Here is a 19,623-nt window from a genome sequence, read left to right as displayed (position 1 = left end):
GCGCTCTCCCCCGGCGCAACCCCGGCCGCGGAATTGTTTCCAAGATCCGTGCCACCCGGGCCCCTCCGGCGCACCGCCGCACCCGTATGCGAGGGCGGCGGTGCGCCCTATCTCGGGCGCGCAACCCTCTCACGTCAGGCAGGACACCATGACAGATCACCCCGCGCTGGCGCCGGGCCGGGTCGCCGTCATCACCGGGGCGGCGAGCGGCATCGGTCTCGCCGCCGCCCATCACTGCGCCGCCCGCGGCATGGCGGTCGTGCTGGCCGACCTGCCGGGCGAGGCCCTCGACGCCGCCGCCGCCGCCGTGGCGCAGGGCGGCGCGACGGTCCGGGCGGTGCCCACCGACGTGGCGCGGCGCGAGGCGGTCGAGGCCCTGCGCGCCGCCGCCGCCGATCTCGGCCCCGTCTCCTTCCTGATGGCGAATGCCGGGATCGAGGCGGGCGGACGCTTCTTCTCGGACGAGGCCACCTGGCACCGCATCCTCGACACCAACCTCTGGGGCGTGATCCACGCGCTGCAGGTCTTCGTGCCCGGGCTGATCGAGGCCGGCATCCCCGCCGCCGTGGTCGTGACGGGCTCCAAGCAGGGCATCACGACGCCGCCGGGCAACACGCCCTACAACGTCAGCAAGGCGGGCGTGAAGGTGGTGGCGGAGGCCCTCGCCCACGAATTGCGGGAGCGCGGCGTGCCGGTCACCGCCCACCTCCTGATCCCGGGCTTCGTCTATACGGGCCTGACGCGGGCGCGCGGCGTGGCGGAGAAGCCCGCGGGCGCCTGGACGCCCGAGCAGACGGTCGAGACGATGGCGGCGGCGATGGAAGCGGGCGACTTCTACATCCTCTGCCCCGATAACGAGACCACCCGGGCGCAGGACGAGAAGCGCATGCGCTGGGCCATCGGCGACCTCGTCGAGAACCGCCCCGCCCTGTCGCGCTGGCACCCCGCTTACAAGGACGCCTTCTCGGCGTACATGAGGGACGAGGATTCCCGGGGGGCGTGACGCCCCTCGGCGGGGTGGCTTCCGCGCGCCGCGCCCTGGCGGAACCCTTGCATCGTTCCCGAGCGGAAACCGGAGGCTTCTAGGCGGCATGCCCAAGATCATTCCCGTCGCGTCCTTCGACGGCGTCGTGTTCGGCGCCACCGGCGACCTCACGATGCGCAAGCTCCTGCCGGCGCTCTACTACCGCTTCCGGGACCGCCAGATCCCGGACACGAGCCGCATCGTGGCCGCGGCGCGCAGCCGCCACAGCGACGCGGAGTACCGGGAGATGGCGCTGGCCGCCCTGAAGCGGCACGTGCCCGCCGCCGATCTCGACCCGGCGGAGATCGAGGCCTTCCTCGCCCACGTCACCTACGTGGCGGTGGACGGGCTCGGCAGCGAGGGCTGGGACGACCTCGCGCGGCTCCTCGACGAGCGGCCCGACCAGGTGCGCAGCTATTATCTCGCCACCTCGCCGAGCCTCTACGGCCCGATCTGCCGCAACCTCGCGGCCCACGGCCTCATCAGCAAGAAGTCGCGCGTGGTGCTGGAGAAGCCGATCGGCCACGACCTGGAATCGGCCCGGGCCATCAACGACCAGGTCGGCGAGGTCTTCCCCGAGAGCCAGATCTTCCGGATCGACCACTACCTCGGCAAGGAGACGGTCCAGAACCTGCTGGCCCTGCGCTTCGCCAACACGATCTTCGAGCGGCTGTGGAACGCCGACGTGATCGACCACGTCCAGATCACGGTGGCCGAGACGGTGGGCGTCGAGGGGCGCGGCGGCTACTACGACACGTCGGGGGCGCTGCGCGACATGCTGCAGAACCACCTGCTGCAGCTCCTCTGCCTCACCGCCATGGAGAGCCCGCTCTCCCTCGATCCGAACGCGGTGCGCGACGAGAAGCTCAAGGTCCTGCGCGCCCTCAAGCCGATCGCCGGCCACGAGATCCCGCACACCACCGTGCGCGGGCAATACGTGGCGGGGGCCGTCGAGGGCCGGCCGGTGCCGGGCTACCTCGCGGATCTCGGGGCCGAGTCCCGCAGCCTGACCGAGACCTTCGTGGCCCTGAAGCTCGAACTGCTGATGCCGCGCTGGGCGGGCGTGCCCTTCTACCTGCGCACGGGCAAGCGCATGCCCCAGAAGATGTCCGAGATCGTGGTGCAGTTCCGCTCCTCGCCCTTCAGCATCTTCCCGCCGGAATCCTTCGCCCGGGAGCCGAACCGGCTGGTGATCCGGCTCCAGCCCGAGGAGGGCATCAAGCTCGAGGTGATGACCAAGGAGCCGGGACCGGGCGGGATGCGGCTGCGGCCGACCGGCCTCGACATCAGCTTCGAGGAGACCTTCAACCAGCGCTACCCGGACGCCTACGAGCGCCTGCTGATGGACGTGGTGCGCGGCAACGCGACCCTGTTCATGCGCCGCGACGAGGTCGAGGCGGCCTGGGCCTGGGCGGACGGGCTGCTGCAGGCCTGGGCGGACCGGCCCGAGCCGCCGCGCCCCTACCCGGCCGGCACCTGGGGGCCGACGGCGGCGATCGCGCTCATCGAGCGCGACGGGCGTACCTGGCACGAGAACGTGACGCCGTAGCGCTCGCCGCTCACCCCTGCATCACCGGCAGGCAGAGCAGCGCCTCGCGCTCGCCGAAATCCGCGACGTCCAGGGGAGCCACGCCCCCGTCCGGATCGATGCGATGGAGGCGGTAGCCGTGCAGGGCGCGGGCGAGGTCGTCCGGGCCGAAGCCCCGCGCCGCGAAGGCCGCGCGCGAGGCCTCGACGATCAGCCAGGGCGAGAAGCGCCCCAGCGTCCGGAAGGCGCCGCGCAGGGCCGCGAGCTCCGCCCCCTCGACGTCCAGGCGGATGCCGTCGAGCCGGTCGAGCCGGTACTGGCTCACGACGGCGTCGATGGTGGTGACCTCGGCGACCTGCGTCGGGATCGCGGGGCGAAGCGCCCCGGCGGCGGCGGCCGGGTCGTCCGCGTAGCGGCCGGCCCGGGCCTCCACCACGCGGGTGCCGCGTTCCGCGCCGACTCCGAAGGGCAGGTGCCGGACCTGCTCCAGGTGGTTCGCCGCGACGTTGGCGGCGAGCTTGCGCTGCATCGTGGCGACGGCCTCGAAGGCGTAGACGGCGCCCGACGGCCCGACCCGCTTGGCCGCCACCAGGGTGATCTCGCCGATGCGGGCCCCGACATCGAAGAAGACCTGGCCCGGACCGAGCAGCCGGTTGAGGCAGCGCACGACGCCGCCGCGATGGTAGCCGAACCAGAAGATCTCGCTCGCCGCCTGCTCGCGCAGGTCGAGGGCGATCCGCAGGTCGCCGTCGAAATCCGCCACCTCGCGCACGCCCAGCCCGACGCAGCGCCGCCGGATCGCCTCGACCAGAGGCTGCGTCCCCGGCAGGCGCCGGAGCCGGACCGTCAGCTTTCGCGCCAGTTGCAGGGACACCACATTGCTCTTCCGCTCGGTCAAACTTCGACTGGATAGTGGGTCCGATTTGCTTGTTCTTCCCTCCGTACTGATTACCGAGACACACCGGATGAGCTCAGCTTGAAACAGATGAGAAAAGAAAACCGGGCCGGATCGTCGATCGATATCGAATGATTTCAATGAGATACGCACCCGGCCCGCCCCTTTTCTTCCGGGCCGTCGCGCACTAGAGGGTGCCCCTGCTTCCCCGCGCAGCGGGGCTGCCCAAGGTGCCTCATGCCGTCCAGCCGTTCCCTCCGCCTCGCCCTGACGCTCGCCCTCGCGCTCGGCGCCGCCCCCGTCGGCGCGCAGGAGCCCGCACCCGAGGCGCCGGCCGTACCCGAGCCCGCGCCGGCCGCGCCCGAGCCCGCGCCGAGCGCGCCCCGGACACCCGCCAAGCCGCCGGTCCGGCGGCCCACGCCCAAGCCCGCTCCGGCTCCTGCCCCGGCCGCCCACGCCCCGGCGGCGGCGACCGCGCCGGCGCCCCCCGCCGGCTGGCCTCCGGGGGCGAGCGCCGTCAGCGAGGTCTACGGCGACTGGACGGTGAGCTGCAGCCGGGAGGGCGAGGCGCGCCGCTGCCAGGTCTCGCAGGTCCAGGGCGAGGCGCAGACCGGCCGGCGGCAATTCAGCATCGAGCTGCGCCAGCCGGAGAACGGCCGCAGCGAGGGCGTCGTGCTGATGCCCCTCGGCCTGCAGATCGAGCCCGGCATCACCTTCAAGCTCGACGACGCGACCCTGGGCAAGGGCGCGCCCTACACGACCTGCGTGGTGGCCGGCTGCATCGCGCCGATCAGCCTGCCCACGGTCGCCACCGAGGCCATGCGGACGGCGGTCGCGCTGCGCGTCACCGGCCAGAAGCCGAACGGCGAGGCCGAGACCATCACGGTGCCCCTCGCGGGCTTCGCCGCGGCCTTCGCCCGGATGGCGCAGCTCGCCGGCTGACCCCGAATCCCCGCGCGGTCGCGGCGGATCCCCTCTCCGACCACCAGCCCGGGAGGCCGCCGCAGGGCTCCCGTCTCGGGCCGGCCCGCCATCGACGGGTCTCGGGGACGAAGGCCGGCGGACGCGGTCCGCGCGCCGGCTGCCTCGACTTTCAGCACACCTGCCCGCGCGACGCGCGCCGCCGCGCCCCGAAGGCGCGCGGGCCGGGGGCGCGTGCTTGGCACGCTTCCTGCGTGCGCAGCGCCGGGCTGGCCGGTCACGGCCGAGGGGCAAAGACGCCCGAGCCTTGGGACAGGGTTGTCCGCACCGACGGGGTTCGAGGATCCGGCCGCAGCCGGTTCGCCGCGTCCCGTTCCCGATACGCACCGAACCACCCCCCGCGGGGGACCTGCGTGAGGCTCGACCCATGGCCGATTTCAAGACCGTGATGAAGTCGGGGCATCCCCCGACCCTGTTTGCCGCCTTCCTGTACTTCGATTTCTGCTTCGCGATCTGGGTGCTGAACGGCGCGATGGGGCCGTTCATCACGGAATCCTTCAAGCTGACGCCGGCCCAGACCGGCTTCATGATCTCCCTGCCGATCCTGGCGGGCGCGATCATGCGCTTCCCCCTCGGCGTGCTCGCCCAGTACATCGGCCGCAAGAACGCCGCGATCACCGAGATGTCGCTGATCATCCTGGCGATGGCCTACGGCTACTTCGCGGTGGCGAGCTACGGGGACGTGCTCGCCATGGGCGTGCTGCTCGGGATCGCGGGCGCCTCCTTCGGCGTGGCGCTGTCCCTCGGCTCGGGCTGGTTCCCGGCCGAGCACAAGGGCCTCGCCATGGGCATCGCGGGTGCGGGCAATTCGGGCACGGTGCTCGCCGTGCTGTTCGCCCCGCCCCTCGCCCAGGCCTATGGCTGGCAGGCGGTCTACGGCTTCGCCGGCCTCGTCATGGCCGTGCCGCTCCTCGTCATGATCGTCTTCGCCAAGGAGCCGCCGGACCGCGAGCACCAGAGCCTGCGCGAGCACGTCGCCTGCCTGTTCGAGAAGGACGGCTGGGCCTTCAACCTGATCTACGTGATCACCTTCGGCGGCTTCATCGGCCTGTCGAACTTCCTGCCGACCTTCTTCTACGAGCAGTTCGCGGTGACGAAGGTCGAGGCCGGGCGCCTGACCATGCTGGCGGCGCTGATGGGCTCGGGCATCCGGGTCGTGGGCGGTTACTTCGCCGACCGGATCGGCGGCATCCTGGTGCTGACCGTGGTGCTGCTCGCCGCGGTCGGCTCCTTCCTGCTGCTCACCGCCTCGCCGTCCCTGATGCTCACCACGATCCTGTTCATGATCTGCTTCGCGGCGCTCGGGGCCGGCAACGGGGCGCTGTTCCAGCTCGTGCCCCTGCGCTGGCCCTCCAACACCGCGGTGGCCGGCTCGATGATCGGCGAGATCGGGGCGCTGGGCGGCGCGATCCTGCCGAACGCGATGGGGCTGTCGAAGCAGTACACGGGCGGGTTCGCGGCGGGCTTCGTGGTCTACGCGGCCTTCGCGGCGGTGGTGCTCGGCTGCCTCAGCCTGTGGTCGCGCAAGTGGGTCGGCCGCTGGGTCGGGCCGCGCGGGAAGGTGCTCGACGGTGCTGCGGCCTCCGAGGCCGGCACGAACGGCGTCATGCCGGCGGGCGCGCAGCGGGCCTGATCCCGTCCCAGGGAGGCGGGCCCCGGCCGGACGGCCGGGGCCCGCGCCTCAGGCGGCGTGCTGCGCGGCGAGCGCGGCGTCCTTCTCCCGGACCCGCGCCACCGCGGGGCGAGCGTTGTGGCGGTCGAGATAGGCCCGGATCTCCGGCGTCTCGGGCACCAGCCCGAACATCGTCGTCCAGGCGAGCGCCGTGCCCCACAGCAGGTCGGCGGCGGTGAAGCGCTCGCCCAGGACGTAAGGCCCGCGCCGGAGCTGGTCCGTCACGAGGCCGATGACCGTATCGTAATGGCCGTAGGGCAGCATCGCGCGCGTGGACTCGTCGGAGCCGAGCCCGCGCGACCTGTCGACCACCGCAGGCTCGAAGCTGCTGCCGTAATAGGCCAGCCAGCGCAGGTAGGGCCCGCGCAGCGGGTCCCCGATCGCCGGCGCAAGGCCGGCCTGCGGGAACGCGTCGGCGAGGTAGATGAACACCGCGACCTGCTCAGTCACCAGCGCGCCGCCGTGGCCGATCGCCGGCACCTTGCCCATCGGGTTGACCGCCAGATAGCCGGGCTGCCGGTTCTCGCCCGCCTTCATGTTCAGGACCTGGAGGTCGTAGGGAACGCCGAGTTCCTCCAGGAGCAGCAGCGCGGCCGAGGAGCGCGTGTTGGGCGCGTGGTAGAGCGTGACGCGGTCCGTGGTCATGCGGGCAGTCTCCTCCGCCTCCGATTCGGAGGCCCCGCACCGTCCGGCGGGGCGCCTCCCGGATCAAGGGGCCGCCTTGCCTTTCCGGCCCCGATCCGATAAAGCGCCCGCCATCCCACACGCGGAGCCGGCCTCATGCCTGAATGAGGCGTTTCCGGTGGCCGGCTCGCGCCGGTCGCTTCCTCCGCGGCGGATCGAACCGGAGAGAACACACGATCATGGCCCTTCCCGATTTCTCGATGCGTCAGCTCCTCGAGGCCGGCGCGCATTTCGGTCACCAGTCGCACCGCTGGAACCCGAAGATGCAGTCGTACATCTTCGGCACCCGCAACAACATCCACATCATCGACCTCGCCCAGACCGTCCCGGCGCTCTACCAGGCGCTGCAGGCGGTGAGCGACACCGTCGCCAAGGGCGGCCGCGTGCTGTTCGTCGGCACCAAGCGCCAAGCCGCCGACGTGGTGGCGGATTCGGCTCGCCGCTCGGCCCAGTACTTCGTGAACTCCCGCTGGCTCGGCGGCACGCTCACCAACTGGAAGACCATCTCGGGCTCCATCCAGCGCCTGCGCAAGGTCGACGAGATCCTGGCCGGCGGCGGCCAGGGCCTCACCAAGAAGGAGCGCCTGATGCTGGCGCGCGAGAAGGACAAGCTCGAGAAGGCGCTCGGCGGCATCAAGGACATGGGCGGCGTGCCCGACCTGCTGTTCGTGATCGACACCAACAAGGAGCAGCTGGCGATCAAGGAGGCCAAGCGCCTCGGGATCCCGGTGGCCGCCATCGTCGACACCAACTGCGATCCGGACGGCATCACCTACGTGGTCCCGGCCAACGACGACGCGGGCCGCGCCATCGCGCTCTACTGCGACCTGATCGCCCGGGCGGCGATCGACGGCATCTCTCGCGGCCAGGGCGCGCTCGGCGTCGACATCGGCGCCTCCGAGGAGCCGATGGCCGAGGAGCTGCCGGCGAACCTCAACGAGCCCGAGGTGGCGCAGGTCGACATCAGCGAGCCCTACGTGGGCGAGCCCTTCGAGCTGCTCGCCGCCCCGCGCGGCGCGCCCGACGACCTGACCAAGCTCACGGGCGTCGGCCCGCAGCTCGTCCAGAAGCTGAACGATGCCGGGATCTACCATTACTGGCAGGTGGCCGCGATGACCCCCGAGGACGTGGCCAAGGTCGATGCGGAGCTGAAGCTCAACGGCCGCATCGAGCGGGACGGCTGGATCAACCAGGCCCGCGGCTTCGTGGAGGCCGCCGCCGCGGCCTGACCCGGCCGCCCCCGGGCGGTCCGACTTCGGTGACGATTGATCAGCCCGGCGCTGTGCCAGCGCCGGGCTCCCTTTATCCGGTTGAGTGGAAAGGACACGTCCGATGGCCAACATCACGGCAGCGATGGTCAAGGAGCTGCGCGAGAAGACCGGCGCGGGCATGATGGACTGCAAGTCCGCCCTGAACGAGACCGCCGGCGACATCGAGGCCGCCGTGGACTGGCTGCGCAAGAAGGGCCTCGCCAAGGCCGCCAAGAAGGCCGGCCGCGTCGCCGCCGAGGGCTTGGTCGCGGTCGAGTCCGCCGGCCACCACGCGGCGATCGTCGAGGTGAATTCCGAGACCGACTTCGTTGCCCGCAACGACAGCTTCCAGGCCTTCGTGCGCGAGGCCGCCAAGGTCGCGCTCAACAGCGAGGGGACCGTCGAGGCCCTCGAGGCCGCGCATTTCCCCGGCGCGCAGACCACCGTCAAGGACCGCCTGCAGGAACTCATCGCCACGATCGGCGAGAACATGACGCTGCGCCGGGTGGCGAAGCTCACCGTGCCGCAGGGCGTGATCGCGAGCTACGTGCACAGCCAGGTCAGCGAGGGGCTGGGCAAGATCGGCGTGCTGGTGGCACTGGACTCCTCCGGCGACGTCGAGGTCCTGTCGACCCTCGGCCGCCAGATCGCCATGCACGTGGCGGCGACGAACCCGCTGGCGCTCGACGCCTCCGGCATCGACCCGGCCACGGTCGAGCGCGAGAGCGCGATCCTGCGCGAGAAGAACGCCGGCAAGCCCGACCACGTGCTGGCCAAGATCGTCGAGAGCGGCCTGAAGAGCTACTACAAGGAGGTCACCCTCCTCGATCAGCCCTTCGTGCACGACACCTCGAAGACCGTCGCCCAGGTGCTGAAGGAATCCGAGGGCAAGGCCGGCGGCCCGATCAAGCTCGCGGCCTTCGTGCGCTACGCGCTCGGCGAAGGCATCGAGAAGGAAGAGGGCCCGGACTTCGCGAGCGAGGTCGCGGCGGCCGTCAAGGGCTGAGCAGACCCATCGAAGGAGAGGCCGCGGGGCCGGGGCGGATCCTCAGCTCCGGCCCCGCGGCGCATGGGCGAGCGGATGGGCTCCCGCCTGATGCCGCGCGCTTCTCGGGGAGGACCGGGCACCCGCGCGGGATCCCCCCTGCCCGACCGTCATCGCGGCCACGATGAACCGCGCCGCCGATCCGCCCCGCGCTCCGGCGCTCGCGCCCGATTCGCGGCGGGGGCGGCTCGCCCCCCGTGAGTGAGGGCGTCAACAGAGGCCGGCCGCAGGCGCTCCGGGAGAGCGCCGCTCCCCTGACATGGATGGACCCGGCGAGGGCCGCCGCAGGCAAGCCGGGCAGCCCGCCGGGGATGATGGCCGAGCCTCGTGACGGCGCCGTGGGATCGCCGCGACGCCGGCAGGGAAACCCGTCTCGCCTTCGATCCGGCCCGGAAGCGCGGGACCGCCCCTGACAGCGCGGGGCCAGAGCCTCTCCCGTCAACGCCCGCTCGGCGCGGCCATTCTTCACAATCAGACAGGGCCGGGTTCAGAGATCGGCACGGCGGACGCCCTCTCGACGAACGATCCTGCCGGGCCTCGCCCTCTCTGCGCCGAGCCCGCGGAGCCCCGATCCTCTCTCCGACGCCGGGCGAGCGGGCACCAGCGCCGCGTCCGGTAACGGGAGAGTGACCGAGCCGCGGCGGGACGGGGCATGGATGCCCGGCCGTCTCGGCGCAGCGCGTGCCGTCGATGCCGTGGGGTCGCGCCCCGGCGGGGTCGAGAGGAGCGCGCCGGGGGGGCTCTGGGCGCGGGCGATGACCCTCGCGCGCGATGGCGCCACCTCCCTGTTCGACGACGCCCCGTCAGCGCCTGCCGCAGAACGAGGCTGCTCTCGGGACAGATTTCGCCCGTGATGCCATCTTCGCCACAGATTTGTCCGTTTTTTTACCAATCAACGCGCCCCTGAAGAGGGGCACGACCGATTCACGACGAAGAATGAGCAGCACGTCTCGAATACCGCCCCGGTTTTGGTGATCTCTTTGGCTGACCTAAGGTCGTATGTACTCGTTCTGTCGACCAAAATTCGCGACCGTGGCACGGAGTGTGATGCTGTTATGCAGCCGAGAATTGTCCCACCCACATTCCGCCCCCTCAACGAGGTCGAGCGAGGCGCCTATGACTGGGACGTCTCCGGTGTTCTTCATATCTTTCACTCGCACTGGTGGGGTATCCGTTCGGCAACGGAACTGCTCCCGGGCTGGAAGATGGGAATCGAACCGGAAGGCCCCTTCGATAGCGCTCCGGTGATCTCGTTCATCAAAGAAAATGACATTCAGCGGGTGGTGTTTCAGGGTTACTCCAATAACGCTCAGGAACTTGCCGAGCACATCAGTGCCTCGTGCCGGAATGTCCGCAGTTACGCCGTCTCTCACGTCTCTGCCGCCCAGTTCGACAATCAGTTTGAGATCGAAATGCTGGATGTGATGGTCCGGCAGAAGCGGCGCGGCGTCATCACCGATTTGCTGTCGGTCAAGCCGAATTTCAACAGCGTGTGCCCTGACTTTTCGGAGCACCTCATCATCAATTCTGCACCCCAACCGTTTCTTCAGCCCGACAAGGTGAAGCACAGCGCGCTCATCCCGCTGACGCGCGGGCTTCGCAAGAACATGCAGGTCAATCACCTGGCGATGCTCGCGACGTCCTGCCAGGCGATCTTCAGTACCCTGACCTCGGGAGACTTCCGGACGCTGGCCGACGACTCGCGGGTGACGTATCTCGGGCATATCCCGAACAAGTACGTCATGGAGATCATGCGGCACGTCAGCCTCGTCAGCGCCGTCACGCTGATCGAGTGCCAGCCGATGGTGGCGAACGAGGCGATCGCGGTCGGCACCCCGTGCCTAACCGGGCCGCTGAACCTGCCGTTCTGCGCCGACCACGAGTTGCGCCGCCTGACGGAGATCCCGGAACCCGACAACATCCGGTTGGTGGCGTCGCGCGCCGAGACCCTCATGGAAATGTGGGATCATCAAAGAAAATACCTGTCGGACCTGTGCGAAGACTATCATCGTGAAGTGGTGCGGCTGTCGAACGAAAGCTACGGAACAATCTTCGGGTGACACATGAGCGCGAACCACTACGATATCTGCTTCGCCGTCAACGAACTGTACCCGGTGCAGAAGGGCGGGATCGGCCGATGGATCTTCAACACCCTGACCTCGTTCGGTGATCAGAACCTGCGTGCGCTCGTCCTGCTGTACGGCACCAATTTCGAGAATACCGACGAGAAGACGCAGATCGCGGTCGCCGCCGCGCTCAGGGGCAAGGCCGACGTCGTCTACGTGCAGGACATCCTGACCGAGGCAAACACCAAGGTCGAGTACGATTTTCGGAATTCCTTCGACCCGTTCGCGGCGGAGTCCATCTGGCTCTACAACGCGCTGAAGCATCTGATCCTTTCACGCGGATACAAGATCAAGTGCGTGGAGTTTCTGGACTTCGGCGGCGCCGGGTTCTTCACGTTCCAGGCGAAGCGGACGAATCCCTGGCTGCGGGACGTTCAGGTCGGCATCAGGCTCCACACCACCGGGTCCATGATCGCGGCGGACGAGCAGTTCGACGTGAGCTACAATCTCTGGCACACGCTGCAATACGACATCGAGCGGAAAGCCCTCGATGACGCGGATTACATCGTCGCCCACGTCGCCGCCGTGGCCGATGCGAACCGTCGCTTCTACAGGTTCGCGGACACGTTCAAGGACAAGATCATCCGGGAGACGCCTCCGGTCATTCTCGACCGGTCGGAGATCGTCGACGCGGACGCGCCGCCCCGGCCGACGACCTTCTCGTTCTCCTCCCGCCTGACTCCGGTCAAGCGCCCGGACACCTTCATCAAGGGCGCGGTGCGCGCGCTGGAGCGCGGGTTCGACGCCACGTTCCAGCTCGTGTCCTATGGCTGGGATCAGGAGTACATCCAGTACCTGCACTCGCTCGTTCCGGCGCAATTCAGCGAGAAGATCGTCTTCTACCGCGACCTCACCGAGCAGGAGCGACTGTCCAAGATCGCCGGGACGACCGTGGCGGTCCCGTCGAGCTACGAGAGCTACTGCTTCTTCGCCTACGAATCGCTCCTGCGGGGTCAGAAGCTGATCCTCAACCAGCGTTGCGTCGCGTTCGGGCCGCACGAGTTCTGGAAGGACGGCGTCAATTGCCTGATGTATGACGGTTCCGTCGACGGGCTGGCGGAGACGTTCATGCGGTCCGTCGACTGGTCGCCGGTCGACCTGACGGTGCCGGAACCCACCAGGCCGTACTGGACGCGGGACGCGGACGCGTTCCCCCGCGCGCGGAGGAAGGCCGCCCCCGAGGAGCTGTTCAAGCTCCACCTCGTCGACCGGTCCCTGAATCCGACGGCCTCCTCCGTCCTGCTCTCGCCGATCTTCCCGAACGCGACCATCGACATCCACCGGGACACCCGGGAGGGCAGGCTCGAGGATGGGAAGCGGATCTTCGACGGCCTCGACGACGACAGCTACGTGGCGTTCTCGACCGGCGGCCTGATGTACACCGTCGGGTTCGTCGAGGCGGCGCGCCACGCCTTCGTGGAGGATGCCGATCTCCTCGGGGTCTCCCCGCAGATCGTCGCCCCGAGCGGTCGCTTCACGGGCGGGTTCCGCGGCGGGAACCTCGTCGCGAGTTCCGTCTGCCTGACGAAGAACGTCGGCGCGGTCGGGACCATCTTCCGGGTCTCCAAGCTCCGGCCCTACATCGACGAGAGCGCCCCGCCGGACCTCTGGCTCCACTTCGCCATCGCCGCCGCCGTCCTGGCGGGAGAGATGATCGTCGCCTGTCCCGACAAGTTCTGCGTGGCGATCGGGCCGGAGCACTATCCCGACCACCGCTACGACCTGTCGGCCGGACGCGCGGCCGGCCTCCTTCGCGCCAAGCAGGGCGCCCTCGTGGCGAAGTACGACGTGCCCTGCGTGGCGGCGGCCACCGTCGTGCGCCAGGACGAGACGATCACCGTCCGGGAGTTGCGCGCCCAACTCGTCGATGCCGACGCGCTGACGCGACGCCGCTACCAAGCCATCCTGGACATGGAGGCCATGGTCAAGGCCCGCGACGAACACATCGCGGCGGACGCCGTGATGCTGGAGGAGCGCTACAAGGCCATCACGGAGATGGGCCGGACGATCGAGCGGCTGGAGCGGGAATTGGCCACCTACCAAGCCGCCGAGACGCCGCTTCCCGCGGACGCGGCGGCCGACGGCGCCGGCGTGGAGGCGATCGTTCGGGACCTGCGGGTCCGCCTGGCCCGGGCCGAAGCCCTGGCGGCGGATCGTTACGCGGCGCTCCAGGAGATGGAGGAGGCGATCAAGGCGCGCGACGCCCACATCAAGGCCGACGCGGCCCTGCTCGAAGAGCGCTACAACGCGCTCGTCGAGATGAGCCGCACGATCGAACAGCTGGGGGAAGGGTCGCGGAGCGTCGAGAGCGTCTCCGGAACGGTCTAGCGCGACGGCCGGAGCGTTCGCCGCGATCGCGGTCGCGGCGAACGCGTCGCTCCAGACCTTCGATCCCGAGCGATGATCCAGGACACCGGACCCGACTCAGGTTCGGCGTCGCTCGCCGCGGTCAGAGCGCGAGGATGCCGCGCAGCGTCCGCCTCACGCAGTTCGGCGAGATGACGAAGTTGCTGTGCGCACCGCCGAAATGGAAATCGTTCGACTCGATGTGCTCGCCCACCAGCATCGACAGGTTCAGGCCGCGCAGGGTCGCGATCTGCGCGATGTGCGGCAACCAGTACCGGTTGTGGGAGATCGCGATGACGTGGGTCCCGGGCCGCATGAAGACGCTGTGGTATAGCCCGGCGCCATAGGGCCCGGCGACCACGTCGGCGCTCGCCATCATGTCGATGCTCGATTCCAGCGTGAAGTCGCGGCCGTGCAGAATACGGAAACCGTGCTGCCGGAACACGTCCTCGACGTCCGGCTCGTTGAGGAGATTGCGCCCGGTCCCGAAGATCGTATCCGACCGCGAGATGTACAGCCGGCGAGCATCAGGACGATTGGACGGCGTCGGGTTCCTGATCTTGTCGAAGATATCCATCGTGTCGCGGGTGAACACCTGCATCTGCAGCGACGGTACGATCAATTTCCGAAAGGAATACGATCTCTCGTGATTGACGCGGATGATCCGATCGTCGGCGATCCCGAGACGCTGCAGGAAAGAGGCGTAATATCCGGTGACGTTGTCGTGAACCACGACCTTGATGTGCAACGGCAGTTGCTCGATCAGTTTGAAGTTCACGACCACGTCGCTGAGCCAGTGCGAGAGATTGTTGGCAGCAGCGAAGCCGTAGGTCAGGACGAACGCCTCCACGTCGAGGTGCTCGTGCGGGAGATGGTCGGGAACGTCGATCACGTCCCCGCCCTCGGAGCGCTGCACCTCGCCGGCGCGCCACTGCGAGAGGTCGATGAGGACGACGTCGTCGCGGGTGACGACGCGCCGATCGCCGAGCAGCCGCCCATTCTCGAGGACCGCGCAGTACTGATCGACGCTCGGTACGGGCGTGTTGAACCAGCCGAGGGCCGCGTTGCTCATCAGGTCGGACACGACCTGGTGGGGCGCTAGATCGTAGATCTCCGAACGCCCGAAGGAGACCCAGTAGCTCCCCTCGGACTCGACCGAGGCCCGCTCCTCCAGCACCTCCCTGACGTTCCCGACCCGGAGTCTCACGGCTGGTTCCTCCTGTGCGTCCACGCCGTGATCACGCAATCCGCCCCGTCGACGCGGATGTCGCGCACGACGCCGCCGTCGTCCGGACCCGCTTGACGGTCGGACCACCAGTCACGATGCACGTCGTGCCGCAGGACCGTCATCACCGTCGCGTCGTCCGCGAGGTAGGGCCGAGCCCCGTCGAGGATACGCCCGACCTCCGCCCCCGAGGACTTGTAGCAGACGCTGAGAAAGGCGACCGACGAGCGGTAGGCATCGAGTTGCGCGTGGATCCGACGCAAGTAATCGGAGGCCGAAGCGGTCAGAACCTCATGCTTCTGCTGCTCGCGCAGATCCTTGATTTGATACGCCAGCGACAGTTCGGCCGGATCGACGATCTCGGACGCGACGACGCGAAGGCGCGACGGCAGGTAATCGCAGCCGGCCGCCACCAGGTCGAACAGGTTCGAGCCCGTGATGCAGAGCGACATCTGGTCGGTCGGACCGAGCCTCTTCATGATGGCCTGCTGCATCGCCACGTAATGCGCGCCGAACACCACCTCCGATCGCCCGGCGATCAGTGGAAAATCGTAAAACCGCGACTTTACGAAGGTGCTGACCGAGTCCGTGCTCGAAATCAGAGACGCACCTGGAGTTATGAGATTTAAAAAATCGTCTATAATCATATCTTTTTGTCTACCTGCCGATACATTTCGACTGAGATCGGACGGTGTATGATTTTGATAGGGCTACAATATTTATATTGCTGCCATCATAGCTGTCGATAACCTTGGCGCTCAGCGTTGTCAAGCCCAGACCCGGCATCGATGGCAGGGTGGCGGCCATCGGCACAATCGACCCGGCGGCGGCGACCTGTCGGAGTGCCACGGGGTCCGATCGAGCATCGGCCCGAACTGATGGAGGATGGTGCCGCGCGTAGCGCGGCGCGTCGCGGATGATACGCCAGCCGCTGGATCAAAGCGGGGGACGCCTCGGCCGCCCCTGCGCCGGGGACACCTCACGCGGCTGTCGATCGACGAGTCGGCGCCGCTGTGCCCTGCCCGGCAAGGCGCAAATGGGGCGGCGCCACATGCGCGCGCCTCACGGCGCCGCCGCTCTCCCCTCCCCCGCCGACCGCGACATCAGTCGCTGCAAGGCGCGCTGGTCGAGCGCCGCCGGCTTGCGGCGCGCCGGCAGCGCGCCCGTGGTGGCGGGATCGCGATACGGAACCGAGGCGAAGGCCGGCGCGGCCGGCGCCTCGCGCCGGGCCGCCCAATGCGCCGCGACCGCCAGGCCCGCGATCATCACCATCGCCTTGATACCGGCGGTCAGGAGGCGCCACATCGCCGGTGCTCGTCTTCCGAAGGTCGGCCCCGACACTAGGTCAGACCCCTTAACAAGACTGTCACGAGACCGGAATAGAGGTGGGCCTTGCGCCAGGGTCGCGGTTCCTGTTCCCCGAACCCGTGACGCTCCTGCGACTACTCGGCCCACTGAGCCTCACAGGACTGGGTTGCAGAGAACTGGTCCGCCCCATCCCGTCATCGCCGGCCCTCCCGCCGCGCAGCCCGGACGGGTTCCGGAAGCCTCCGGGCGCACAGGCGGTCAGGACGGCCCGTGTAGCAGACCCCGGGCCCGGAGCAACAGGAATGCTCGCGCTGTCCTGCGTCGAAACGAGGCGGCGCCCCTCAGCGCGCCGCAACCCGCGGGAAGCTCGGCATCGGGAGGGGCGTGACGACCGGGGCGGTGGGCGCCGCCGCGCCGCGCGGGACGCCCTGCCGGTAGAGGCCGCGGTGCTTCGGGTCCGGACTGAGCGCGTCGGTGATGCCGATCACCGTCTCGGCCGCGCCGAGAAGCACCGCCCCGTCGGGCGCGAGCTGCGCCGCGACCCGGCCCAGGACGTCCGCCTTCGTCGCCGCGTCGAAGTAGATCAGCACGTTGCGGCAATACACGATGTCGAACACGCCCAGGTGGTCGAACCGGTCGAGCAGGTTCAGGGCCCGGAAATCGACCATCTGTCGCAGCGGCGCGTTGATCCGCCACTGCTCGCCGACCTGCTCGAAGTACTTGAGCATGAGCTGGATCGGCAGGCCGCGCTGGACCTCGAACTGGTTGTAGAGGCCGAGCCGGGCCTTCTCCAGGACCTCCGTCGAGAGGTCAGTGGCGACGAGTTCCACCCGCCACCCGGTCAGGAGCGGCGCGGCCTCGGTGAGGAGCATCGCCAGCGAGTAGGGTTCCTGCCCGGTCGAGGCGGCCGCGCACCAGATCCGAAGGCGGCGGGTGGCAGCCCGCGCCGCCATCGCCTGCGGCAGCAGCACGTCGCGGAACAGGTCGAACGGGGCCCGGTCGCGGAAGAAGAAGGTCTCGTTGGTGGTCATGGCCTCGACCACCGCCTTCTCGATCGCGCCCTCGCGGGCGAGCCGGAGCGCGCCCACCAGTTCGGTGAGGCTCGAGAGGCCGAACCGGCGGCAGACCGGCGTGAGGCGGCTCTCGATCAGGTAGCGCTTCTCGGGCGTCAGGGCGAGGCCGGAGCGCTGCTTGAGGTAGCCGCGCAGGAAATCGAACTCGATCTCGGTCATGGCGTGGCGCCTCTCCCGGCGGTGTCGCGCGGCGCGGGCATCAGGCCTGCCCGCCGGGGATCTGCGCGCGCAGGGCCGGGCCGATCGCCGGCAGCGCCAGGATCTCGTGGGCGTAGCCCGCCTTGGCGATGCTGCCGGGCATGCCCCACACGGTCGAGGAGGCCTCGTCCTGGACCAGCATCGTGCCGCCCGCCTCGACGAGCGCCTTGGCCCCGTGGGTGCCGTCCGAGCCCATGCCCGTGAGCACGACCGAGAGCGTCGCGGCGCCGTAGATCTCGGCCGCGTCGCGGAACAGCACGTCCACCGCCGGCCGGCAGAAATTCACCGGCGGCCCGTCGTCGAGGCGGATCGCGATCTCGCTGCCATGGCCGGTCAGGCCCATGTGGCGCCCGCCCGGCGCGACGTAGATGGTGCCGGGCCGCACCGGCTCGCCGTGCTTGCCCTCGGCGGCGGGCAGGCCCGTGCGGGTGCGCAGATGCTCGGCGAAGACGCCGGTGAAGACCGGCGGCATGTGCTGCACGATCAGGACGGGCAGGCGCCGCAGGGCCGCGGCGCCGATCCCCTCCAGCACCTCGCCCACCGCGCGCGGCCCGCCCGTCGAGGCGCCGACGAGCAGCACCCGGGGCGTGGCCCGCGCCAGCCGCGGGCGCAGGGCGACGGGGGCGGCGGGCCGCGGCGGCGCGACGGGCACCCGCTCCACCGCCCCGGCCGGGCGCTCAGGCGCGGCGCGGCGCAGGGCGCCGACCCCGCCCCGGAGGGCGGCCCCGAGCATGCGCACCTTCTGGATCAGGTCCTCGCGGAAGCTCGCCGCGGTGGTGACGCCGCGGTTGCCCTCGGGCTTGGGCAGGTAGTCGACCGCGCCGAGCGCGAGACAGCGCAGGGAGATCTCCGCGTTGCGCTGGGTGAGCGTCGACATCATCACGACCTGCAGGCCCGGCCGCTTGGCGAGCATGCGCGGCAGGGCCTGGGTGCCGTCGAGTTCCGGCATCTCGACGTCGAGGAGGACGATGTCCGGGCTGACCCGGTCGAGGGATTCCAATGCGATGCGGCCGTTCGAGGCCGTCGCCACCACCTCGCAGCCGGCCTCTTCCAGCCAGCGCGAGACGAGGCCGCGCACCACCGCCGAATCGTCGGCCACCATGACCTTGATGCGCGGCGCCGCGGGGCTGGCGTGGGACGGCGCGAGGGATGCAGCCATGATGAACTCGAACCGGAGGGAGAAACGGATTGCGGGGAGCCTCCGCCCCGCCCGATCGGGCCGGGCGCGCTCTGTCGTGACGAACCGTGCGCCGGGCCGCCGGCGGGTCCGCCCGTCGGCATGCGCCGCCGCGCAGGCGACCGCCCCCGGGGGACGCGGGCGCTCAGGCCAGGCCGACTTCCTGCAGCTTGGCGGTGATGATGTCCTTGTCGAACGGCTTCATGATGTACTCGTCGGCCCCCGCTTGGAGTGCGCGGGCGATGGAGGTCACGTCGTTCTCGGTGGTGCAGAACAGCACCTTCGGGCGCTCCCCGTCGGGCAGGCGCCGCAGCTCCCGCAGGAACTCGTAGCCGTCCATCTGGGGCATCCGCCAGTCGAGGAGGATCGCGTCCGGCATCGCGTCCCGGCACAGGCCGATGGCGTCGGTGCCGTCCTCCGCCTCCGCGACCCGGAACCCGATCCCTTCCAGGATCCGCCGCGCCACCTTCCGGATCACGGCGGAATCGTCGACGATCAGGCAGTGTCTCATGGCGCGCCGCTCCTCACGCCGCCGAGGCGGCCGAGCGCTCGTCCCCGAAGGCCAGGACGGCGTCGACGTCGAGGATGATCAGCAGCCGCCCGTCGAGGCGGTGGACGCCCCGCGAGACGCTGCGCCAGCGCACGTCCATGTGCACCGGGTTCGGCCCGTAGGTGTCGGAGGAGAGCTTCATCACCTCGCCGACCTGGTCGACGAGGAGGCCGTAGGCCTCGCCGGCCTGTTCGAGGCCCACCGCCATGTTGCGGCCCTCCTCGACCCGGTCGGGCAGGCCGAGGCGGCGGCGCAGGCAGATCGCCGTGACGACCCGGCCGCGCAGGTTGAGCAGGCCCTTGATCTCCGGCGGGGACAGGGGGACGTCGGTCAGGTTGGTGGCGATGAAGACGTCGTGCACGCGGTCGATCGGCAGCCCGAACATCTCGTCGCCGAGCGTGACGGTGACGTAGTCGATCGTGTCGCCGAGGGCGGCGGGGGTCTCGCCCGGGCGGGCGACGTTGCTGTTGGCGGCCATCATGGGCGTCGCTCGGTCCTCGAGGCTGGGGCAGGGTCGGACGGAACGGCCGGCGCCGCGTCC

17 protein-coding genes are annotated in these 19,623 nt (G+C 69.7%); 8 read left to right on the top strand and 9 right to left on the bottom strand.

Annotation, left to right across the window (positions count from 1 at the left end):
* The first annotated feature begins 148 nt into the window (after positions 1-148).
* On the top strand, positions 149-1,003 hold the full coding sequence (locus ACW9J6_RS31660; RefSeq protein ID WP_457120300.1) for an SDR family NAD(P)-dependent oxidoreductase: 855 nt from the start codon (positions 149-151) through the stop codon (positions 1,001-1,003).
* A gap of 88 nt (positions 1,004-1,091) precedes the next feature.
* Positions 1,092-2,573: a glucose-6-phosphate dehydrogenase gene (zwf, locus tag ACW9J6_RS31655; protein WP_457120299.1), complete on the top strand. Its 1,482-nt coding sequence runs from the start codon at positions 1,092-1,094 to the stop codon at positions 2,571-2,573.
* Between the two features lie 10 nt (positions 2,574-2,583).
* Here the strand turns inward: zwf and ACW9J6_RS31650 are convergent, their stop codons facing one another.
* Positions 2,584-3,429, bottom strand: a complete 846-nt coding sequence (locus tag ACW9J6_RS31650) for an FkbM family methyltransferase (RefSeq protein ID WP_457120298.1) — start codon at positions 3,427-3,429, stop codon at positions 2,584-2,586.
* A gap of 255 nt (positions 3,430-3,684) precedes the next feature.
* Between ACW9J6_RS31650 and ACW9J6_RS31645 the strand changes: the two genes are divergently transcribed.
* The gene (locus tag ACW9J6_RS31645; protein ID WP_457120297.1) at positions 3,685-4,389 is read left to right on the top strand and encodes an invasion associated locus B family protein; all 705 of its coding nucleotides are present in this window, start codon (positions 3,685-3,687) and stop codon (positions 4,387-4,389) included.
* Between the two features lie 406 nt (positions 4,390-4,795).
* The gene (locus ACW9J6_RS31640; RefSeq protein ID WP_457120296.1) at positions 4,796-6,061 is read left to right on the top strand and encodes a nitrate/nitrite transporter; all 1,266 of its coding nucleotides are present in this window, start codon (positions 4,796-4,798) and stop codon (positions 6,059-6,061) included.
* Between the two features lie 48 nt (positions 6,062-6,109).
* Here ACW9J6_RS31640 and ACW9J6_RS31635 read toward each other — a convergent pair whose 3' ends face one another.
* Positions 6,110-6,745 (bottom strand): glutathione S-transferase family protein, encoded by a 636-nt coding sequence (locus tag ACW9J6_RS31635; RefSeq protein WP_457120295.1) that lies wholly within the window; start codon positions 6,743-6,745, stop codon positions 6,110-6,112.
* 218 nt (positions 6,746-6,963) lie between these two features.
* On the opposite strand from ACW9J6_RS31635, the gene ACW9J6_RS31630 reads away from it, so the two are divergent.
* From ACW9J6_RS31630 to ACW9J6_RS31615, 4 genes are all read left to right on the top strand, one after another.
* The gene (locus ACW9J6_RS31630) at positions 6,964-8,013 is read left to right on the top strand and encodes a 30S ribosomal protein S2 (RefSeq protein WP_457120294.1); all 1,050 of its coding nucleotides are present in this window, start codon (positions 6,964-6,966) and stop codon (positions 8,011-8,013) included.
* 103 nt (positions 8,014-8,116) lie between these two features.
* Positions 8,117-9,040 carry a translation elongation factor Ts gene (gene tsf / locus ACW9J6_RS31625; RefSeq protein WP_457120293.1) on the top strand — a complete coding sequence of 308 codons (924 nt, stop codon included), beginning with the start codon at positions 8,117-8,119 and terminating at the stop codon, positions 9,038-9,040.
* A 1,094-nt stretch (positions 9,041-10,134) separates the two neighbouring features.
* Positions 10,135-11,139 (top strand): hypothetical protein, encoded by a 1,005-nt coding sequence (locus ACW9J6_RS31620; RefSeq protein WP_457120292.1) that lies wholly within the window; start codon positions 10,135-10,137, stop codon positions 11,137-11,139.
* Positions 11,140-11,142: 3 nt separating this feature from the next.
* Positions 11,143-13,533: a hypothetical protein gene (locus ACW9J6_RS31615; protein ID WP_457120291.1), complete on the top strand. Its 2,391-nt coding sequence runs from the start codon at positions 11,143-11,145 to the stop codon at positions 13,531-13,533.
* Between the two features lie 121 nt (positions 13,534-13,654).
* On the opposite strand, the gene ACW9J6_RS31610 is transcribed toward ACW9J6_RS31615, so the two are convergent.
* From ACW9J6_RS31610 to ACW9J6_RS31580, 7 genes are all read right to left on the bottom strand, one after another.
* Positions 13,655-14,728, bottom strand: a complete 1,074-nt coding sequence (locus ACW9J6_RS31610) for a glycosyltransferase family 61 protein (protein WP_457120290.1) — start codon at positions 14,726-14,728, stop codon at positions 13,655-13,657.
* 26 nt (positions 14,729-14,754) lie between these two features.
* Positions 14,755-15,423 carry a hypothetical protein gene (locus tag ACW9J6_RS31605; RefSeq protein WP_457120289.1) on the bottom strand — a complete coding sequence of 223 codons (669 nt, stop codon included), beginning with the start codon at positions 15,421-15,423 and terminating at the stop codon, positions 14,755-14,757.
* A gap of 415 nt (positions 15,424-15,838) precedes the next feature.
* The gene (locus ACW9J6_RS31600) at positions 15,839-16,081 is read right to left on the bottom strand and encodes a hypothetical protein (protein WP_457120288.1); all 243 of its coding nucleotides are present in this window, start codon (positions 16,079-16,081) and stop codon (positions 15,839-15,841) included.
* A gap of 344 nt (positions 16,082-16,425) precedes the next feature.
* Positions 16,426-17,316, bottom strand: a complete 891-nt coding sequence (locus tag ACW9J6_RS31595) for a CheR family methyltransferase (protein ID WP_457120287.1) — start codon at positions 17,314-17,316, stop codon at positions 16,426-16,428.
* Positions 17,317-17,356: 40 nt separating this feature from the next.
* Positions 17,357-18,514: a protein-glutamate methylesterase/protein-glutamine glutaminase gene (locus tag ACW9J6_RS31590; protein ID WP_457120286.1), complete on the bottom strand. Its 1,158-nt coding sequence runs from the start codon at positions 18,512-18,514 to the stop codon at positions 17,357-17,359.
* Between the two features lie 163 nt (positions 18,515-18,677).
* Positions 18,678-19,043, bottom strand: coding sequence for a response regulator (locus ACW9J6_RS31585; RefSeq protein WP_457120285.1), 366 nt, complete (start codon positions 19,041-19,043; stop codon positions 18,678-18,680).
* A 13-nt stretch (positions 19,044-19,056) separates the two neighbouring features.
* Positions 19,057-19,563 (bottom strand): chemotaxis protein CheW, encoded by a 507-nt coding sequence (locus ACW9J6_RS31580; RefSeq protein ID WP_457120284.1) that lies wholly within the window; start codon positions 19,561-19,563, stop codon positions 19,057-19,059.
* Between the last annotated feature and the right edge of the window lie 60 nt (positions 19,564-19,623).

Source organism: Methylobacterium sp. JK268 (assembly GCF_054052225.1).
The sequence above is the reverse complement of the archived record's forward strand: the minus strand, read 5'-3'. Positions and strand labels throughout refer to the sequence as shown.